At 63.8% G+C, this 6175-nt stretch carries 7 protein-coding genes; 1 reads left to right on the top strand and 6 read right to left on the bottom strand.

Annotated elements, in window-relative coordinates; translation table 11 throughout:
- Positions 1–70: 70 nt before the first annotated feature.
- The 4 genes from ACGLHR_RS37920 to ACGLHR_RS37905 are packed head-to-tail and all read right to left on the bottom strand — an operon-like array spanning position 71 to position 3493.
- Positions 71–694, bottom strand: a complete 624-nt coding sequence (locus ACGLHR_RS37920) for a hypothetical protein (RefSeq protein WP_400100524.1) — start codon at positions 692–694, stop codon at positions 71–73.
- Positions 691–1986, bottom strand: a complete 1296-nt coding sequence (locus ACGLHR_RS37915; RefSeq protein WP_400100522.1) for a TrbI/VirB10 family protein — start codon at positions 1984–1986, stop codon at positions 691–693. The genes ACGLHR_RS37920 and ACGLHR_RS37915 overlap by 4 nt, the downstream gene beginning before the upstream one ends.
- A complete protein-coding gene (locus ACGLHR_RS37910; protein ID WP_400100520.1) occupies positions 1965–2777 on the bottom strand; it encodes a TrbG/VirB9 family P-type conjugative transfer protein in 813 nt (270 codons plus the stop codon). The genes ACGLHR_RS37915 and ACGLHR_RS37910 overlap by 22 nt, the downstream gene beginning before the upstream one ends.
- Complete coding sequence (locus ACGLHR_RS37905) at positions 2774–3493, bottom strand: type IV secretion system protein (protein WP_400100518.1); 720 nt, start codon at positions 3491–3493, stop codon at positions 2774–2776. The genes ACGLHR_RS37910 and ACGLHR_RS37905 overlap by 4 nt, the downstream gene beginning before the upstream one ends.
- A 496-nt stretch (positions 3494–3989) precedes the next feature.
- On the opposite strand from ACGLHR_RS37905, the gene ACGLHR_RS37900 reads away from it, so the two are divergent.
- Positions 3990–4358, top strand: coding sequence for a hypothetical protein (locus tag ACGLHR_RS37900; protein ID WP_400100516.1), 369 nt, complete (start codon positions 3990–3992; stop codon positions 4356–4358).
- A 176-nt stretch (positions 4359–4534) separates the two neighbouring features.
- Here ACGLHR_RS37900 and ACGLHR_RS37895 read toward each other — a convergent pair whose 3' ends face one another.
- Together ACGLHR_RS37895 and ACGLHR_RS37890 are read right to left on the bottom strand one after the other, a co-directional pair.
- Positions 4535–4765: a zinc ribbon domain-containing protein gene (locus ACGLHR_RS37895; RefSeq protein ID WP_400100514.1), complete on the bottom strand. Its 231-nt coding sequence runs from the start codon at positions 4763–4765 to the stop codon at positions 4535–4537.
- A gap of 39 nt (positions 4766–4804) precedes the next feature.
- Complete coding sequence (locus ACGLHR_RS37890) at positions 4805–6163, bottom strand: type IV secretion system protein (RefSeq protein WP_400100512.1); 1359 nt, start codon at positions 6161–6163, stop codon at positions 4805–4807.
- Positions 6164–6175: the final 12 nt, after the last annotated feature.

The following is a 6175-nucleotide window of genomic DNA, read 5'->3' as shown; positions in this document are numbered from 1 at the left end:
ATATCTCCAATCAACTTGTTCGAGATAAAACGCACCAGCATAGAATCGGTTGTCATGTTTTTTGTAAAACTCAATAGTTCATCGCCGCCGGCGACGCCGGGGCAACCTCGTTCCACAGCGCGTGCACACGCACAACGAACTCGGGGTCCCCCGCCGCGCTGATCGATGTCCAGCCCTTGGCCTTGGCCTCTGCGATCGCTGCACGGATTTCGTTGTCCGTCGTGCCCGCGACGGCCAGCCGCGATTCGTCGGACATCGCTGGGGCGGTCACGGTGGCTGCAACCTTCGAGGTGGATGCCTGCCGGCCGAAGGCGTCTGCGGGCGACGGTGCTGCGGCGGACACAATAGGAGCAGGTGCCACCGCCGCCGCCACGGCCACCGACAGCGCTGGCGCCGCTGGAGCGCGAGGTACAACCAGTTCAACTATGTAAGCCTGGGTCGTATTCCCGGTGCGTCGGATCTCATAGCGGCTACCATTCGCGTACACCGTGATCTCCACCGGCATGCCGCGCACCAGGAACGTGTCCTGCCGGCGCACGGCGTCCGGCACGGTCAGGGCGATCCCGGGCCGCGCCTGGATGTAGGTATTGACCCCATCGTTGAAGACGATGCGTACCGGCGAATCGGCACCCTGCGCCTGCGCGCAGGCCGCCGCGCCGACCAGGAAGAGAGAGGCAATGGCTGTCTTAATCACTTTTGTGCACTCCATGGCGACATGAGGGTGTCGCGCGACACCACAAAGAGGAACTTGGAGCCGGCTTCGCCGGTCAGCGTTGGCTGGATATTCAGGTTGCGCTGGAGCATGGCCCGCACGGTCTCGGAGAGCGACTGCGCAAAGACGGAACCGCCCAGTTGCGTGCCTCCCGCCCCGACGTTGATCGTGACGTTCTGCGACGCCTTCGACACCAGGAGCGATGCCGCGCCGACCACCAGCGAGCTGCCGAAAATCTTGAAGAAGTGGTTGTCGACATCGGCGTCCAGGCCGGCCATGCCTTGCATGTCGGCAGCCGAGGCACCGGACAGCGGTATCCAGCTGCCGTTGGGCAGGATCATCCGTTGCATCGCGATGAGCACGCGGGTCTGCCCGACCTGCGCTTCGTTCCGATAGACACCCCGGAGCACAGAGCCGGATGGAATCAGAGGAATACGCTGGGTGATCGAGTCGTACACGGTGGACGTCACGCGCGCGGTGACCGTGCCCGGCACATCGCTGTTCACGCCGGTGATCAGCACGCTGCGCACCACCGTCCCCTCGTAGACCACCGCTTGCGCATGGGCCGCCTGCTGCCGGTTGATCTGATTCGGTGCGTCACCTGCCGCTTGTTTGAGGAAGGCACTGTCCGCCGACCGCGAGCTGGCTGCGGGCTGCTGCTGGCCAAGCTGGGAGAGCAAGGCCATCTGCCGCTCGGGAAGCGTATCCGGCGTGCTCGGTGCCGCCGGCGCCATCCCCGGATCCCGGCCGCCCACGCCCAGCGTGCTCGCCTCCGTCCCGCCAAATTTCTTCAGCGTGACGGACGCGCCGGCGGTGATCGCCGAGCCCCAGATCTCCTCCTCGCGGCTGGGGCCACTGCTTCGCCCGTCCAGAGCAAGCTCCGGAGCGCCGAGCGGGCGCGACGCCGCATTGCCCTCCCCCATCGGCGCCGGCATCGCCGCGGTGCCAGCCTGCGGCGACGCGGCCGGCACGCTCGCGTCCTCCTGGAGATCGCGCAGCAGCTGCTTGCCCGCCGTTTCCGCCGGCGCCAGATCCGCCTTGCCGAGCGGATCCGCCGGCGCCACGCGCTTCGTGTGCTCGGGCCAGAACATCCATACCAGCACGCTCGCCGCGAGCATGATCAATGCCACGACATGCAGATTCCGCCTGGCCTTGCCCTTGGTGAGCGTTGGCGACGGGCCGCTGTCCGCCAGCGACTGGGCCGGCGTGGCGCGCGGACGGTCGACGAAGGGATCCTTGAGGTCGGTGGCCATCAGTTGCTGCCCCAGTTCCATCCAGACGTCTTGCGCGAGACCCGCACCTCGCGCTTGCCCAGCTTCAGCAACAGCTTCTTGGCGACCCGATCGACCACCACGTAGTCCCCCTTCACCACATAGTTGACCAGCGACGGCTTGTCGTCTTCATAGAGAAAAACGCCGGGCTGATCCTGCACCGCTGGCAGCCGCAAGAACGTCTGCTTGCCATCGTTGAAGACTGTGAGCGGCTTGAAGGGGGCATCCCCTTCGGACTCGTAGGCAAAGTCGTAGGCGGTCGGATCGGGCGCCCCACCCAGTTCCTGAGACTTCAGGCGAGCCTTTTCCGTCTCGACCGACTCCACTTTGTCGCGTTCCTTGAGGGTCAGCGCGGCCTCCACTTCCGGGTAGTGGAAGTTCACCTTCTGGAACCGCTTGGCCCCTGGCTCGCCGGAACGCAGGTCGAACTGGTAGGTGCGCTTGTCCGTCACGACGGTGAGCGTGGTGGCCAGACTCGGACGTAGCGGCTTGATGTACAGATTGCGCGGCCCGCCACTCACCCGCCATTGGATCGAGTCCCCGATCGCTGGCAGCTCCACGACGCCTTCCCCGGCCTCCAGTTCCAGATGCGTTACGGTGCCCGGTGTCGTCAGGATCCTGAAGATGGCGTCCGGGCTGTAGGTGAACATGACAATACGGCTTTCGTCGGGCACCTCAATGGGCAACGCGGCGATCGACTGCTGCTCCTCCGGCGGAGACGCTTTAGGCTTGGCATGCGCGGCCGAAACACCCATCGCGGCGCAGAGAAGAAGGGTCAGGAGTCGTCGCTTCATTTGGTCGTCGTTGCTTCGTCGGTGAGGTTGAAGCCGGTGATGTAGACGCCGGCGGGATCCTTGAGGATCTCCTCACGCGTGGTCGGCTTGATCACGGTGAAATTGATCGTCATGGCATAGTTGCGATACTCGGGCACGGCGCCGGGCGCGCGTCGCGTCGTGGTGCGGAACCGGAGCAAGGCGGCATTGCCGCCCTCCAGGAAGTTGACGGACAGGTTCTGGTACTCGCGCACCAGCTTGGAGTTGTCGCGCAGCAGCACCAGCGGGTTCTCCCTGCGGCGCAGGTCGCGCAGCTGGTCGCTGGCGGTGCCAACCGTCTTGGCCGCTGCGCGTGCCAGGTTGGCCTCCACGGTGGCGCCATTGATGGCAAACACCCACTCCACCCATTGATTCAGCGAGAACGCAAGCGCCGGCTGGTCCGGCATCCAATTGCCCGACTGGTTGATATCAACGACGCGCCTGCCGGATTCCGACTGGTGAATCACCACCGGCTCCACCACCTTGAGCGGAAACAAGCGGAACGTGCCCGCGCCGTTTACGACCAGCGCCACGCCTAAGATGCACGAGACAAGGAACCAGCGGTTTCTCTCGATGCGCGAGCCGGCACCGAGTTCGTAGTGGCGGCGTCGCGCAGCCTCGTGCGGATCGCCGGGCGTGAACTCGGGCGGCGTCGCCGGGAGGGACGTGGAGCGCGGAGATTTGCGGAATGGGTTCATGTACCCATTTTTTCAGGCACCGCGCGGTTTTTACGACTCGAATGCTATGGAGAAAACATCCTGATTCGCGGTGAGCCGTCTCACGCGTGGGTCTCCCCAACAGAACAGGCCTAGCTGTCGAGTAGGGAAGGGGCAACCCCGTTAACAAGAAGTGTCGAAGATCGGCCAAGACCGGCCTAGGATCCTTACCCAGCCTCGGCCTTCTCTGCCGACCGTGCCGAAGAATTCTTCCGCAGGAAAGCGCCGATCCGGCGTCCTGCGTGCCTCTAATGCTTCCTTGCGAGCCGGTCGGAGGGGCTGTCGGAGGGGCAGCGCCGCCTCCGCCCCTTCTCCTGATACCGCGCTAGAGTGCCCGCAGGTTTGGCGCTACCGCGGCGGGCTCTGCCCGGTTGTGTTGCCGAGCGTGCGAGCGGGCCCGCGTCGAATGCGTCGTTTGAAGCACATTTTGGATGTTTCAGTATAAAATAGACATAGTGCTGTTTTATACGGAAACCATATGGATCCCTGGATCGAGTTGGACGAAGATGCGTTGCGCCAGTACATCGACGCCAAGGCGGTGTTCGAAGCGTGGGACTCTGCGCGTGCCAAGGCCGCAGAGGTCCGCGGCGGCATGCTCTGGCGAACCACGAAGGGCCGCGAGTACCTCATTCGGACCGGAGTGGACAACAAACAGAAAAGCCTCGGGGTACGCTCTGAAAAGACCGAGGACATGTACTCGCGGTTCATCACGCGCGAGGAAGCCGCCGAAGCCCGGCTGATGACACTTGCAAACGAGCTTGACCGACATCAGCGCCTGAACCGCGCGGTCCACGTCGGCCGGGCGCCAGACATCCTCGTGGCCATCGCTAAAGCTTTCGGCTTGTAGCGGGGGTTCCAGGTTCAGCGACTTACGCACCTTGCAGTTACCCGCCCGATGTCACACTCGAGTCTCCCCTGACGTAGAGGCCCCTTCGGCCCCCGGTTCGGAGCATCCCGCCCCTACCTTGGTTCTCAGGCGCACCGTCTTCTTCTTGCCCTTCGCCGAGAATTCCCCTGACAGAATCAGTGCCACGCCTCGGTCGCGAATGACCAGGCTGGCATTGTGATCAAGTCGCAGCGTTTGCAGACAAACACGGCCTGCGAGGGCCTGTTGTCTGGATGGGTGTGGCCGCACTGGCGGCACTCCTGCGAACTGTGATGCGGTGGCACGGTGACAACGAGCTTGTTTCGCCGCAGCGCCTTGTATTGGATCCTTGCCCACCTTGGCGTTGTGGAAGAAGCGCTGGCAGCCAATCCAGCGCAGCACAATGACGCCGGCGTTCGGTGTCGGCCCTACTTGCCGCGACGGGCGGCCATGCGCGAGGCGGCGCGCTGCGCGCTGGTAGTGCTCACCGGCTTGAATGGTCGGGCAGATCCTTGCCCCCCGTTGGAAGATCCGCCTCCGGACCCGCCCCGGCCACCACGCCCTAGCAGCTTGTTGGTGAGCATCGAGGCGCCGGCCGCCGCCGTTCTCACCGCAGGAATCTTCATCGCAAGCTTCCCGGCGGCACTCCCGACGGCACCAAGTCCTGCTCCAGCCCTCTTCTTTGTGTGCTCCACTGCATCCTTCATCGCCTTTGGCGTACCCCTGCCTCCATCTCCGGTCACGACGCCCAGGTTGCCCGGAAGGAGTGCCGACACGATCTGCGGGATCTGCCCAAAGATCCGCGAGGCGATCAGCGAGATGCCCAGAATCCCGAGCGCGTCCAGCGCCACTGTGAATCCCCCCTGCCCGGCAACCGCGGCAAAGTGCATCGTCTTGGTCAATTCGTCAAATGGCGCCGCCATCAGCTCCAGCACGAGGGCGGCGAAGAAGTTCAACAGCAGCGCCTGAATTAGGAAACCCACCCAGCTGCTGATCCACGGCCGGGTCCAACTGGAGGCACCGAAGGCGATGAAGATGGGTCCGACTGCCGCGCCCACCGCCGCCAGGAAGGGCCCCAGGAAGATGACGGCGATGATATCGACCAGCGCCTTGATCATGACGTAGGTGGCCATCAGCAACAGAACGATTGCCACAAGACTCCCGAGAATGACGCCAAGCGTAGTTAAGCTGAAACTTGAGCAAGTGAATCCCTTGACAACGCTGGTGAGGCCACCCATCAGCGTGTTCAGCATCGATCCCACCAGCTTCAATACCGCGGCCCAGGGGGATTCGGCCGCGGAGGCTATCAACTTGCTCGCGCTCACCAACCCGTCGACGAACTGGGCGTAGTAGGCAAGGAATAGCGCGACGACTGCAGCGGGCACCACGACATCGATCACCACGGTAACGGGGGTCCCTCGCGCGGTGCCCATGGCGACGGCCAACCCCCACAGCAGCGCAATGAGCGCCAGTGTTCCCCCAATCACCCTCGCGGGTATCATGAGTTTGTCTGCCGTCGCCTTCCCCTTCATGATCAGGCTGGTTTCCAAGCCATCAAGGACCTTGAACCTCGCGCCAATCTTTTCCATGCCAGCAAAGTAGTCTGGGACGGCCGCGCACTTGTCGCTGCCGGCCTGCGCCTTGCCCGCATTCAACGGGTAGCCGATGAATGGGGGGGTCTCGCCGCTATCCTGCGTGATGGCCAGGGCCGCTGCGGGTGGCGCACCGGCCAACAGGAACGTGAGCACTGCAAGCAAGCGTAGAAAGAAGACGCAGAGCGGATTCATGAGTAATTTGAT

Source organism: Cupriavidus sp. CuC1 (genome assembly GCF_044627735.1).
In the GTDB taxonomy this organism is placed as follows: domain Bacteria; phylum Pseudomonadota; class Gammaproteobacteria; order Burkholderiales; family Burkholderiaceae; genus Cupriavidus; species Cupriavidus ulmosensis.
Note: the sequence above shows the minus strand (reverse complement) of the source record. Positions and strands in the feature narration are given on the sequence as shown.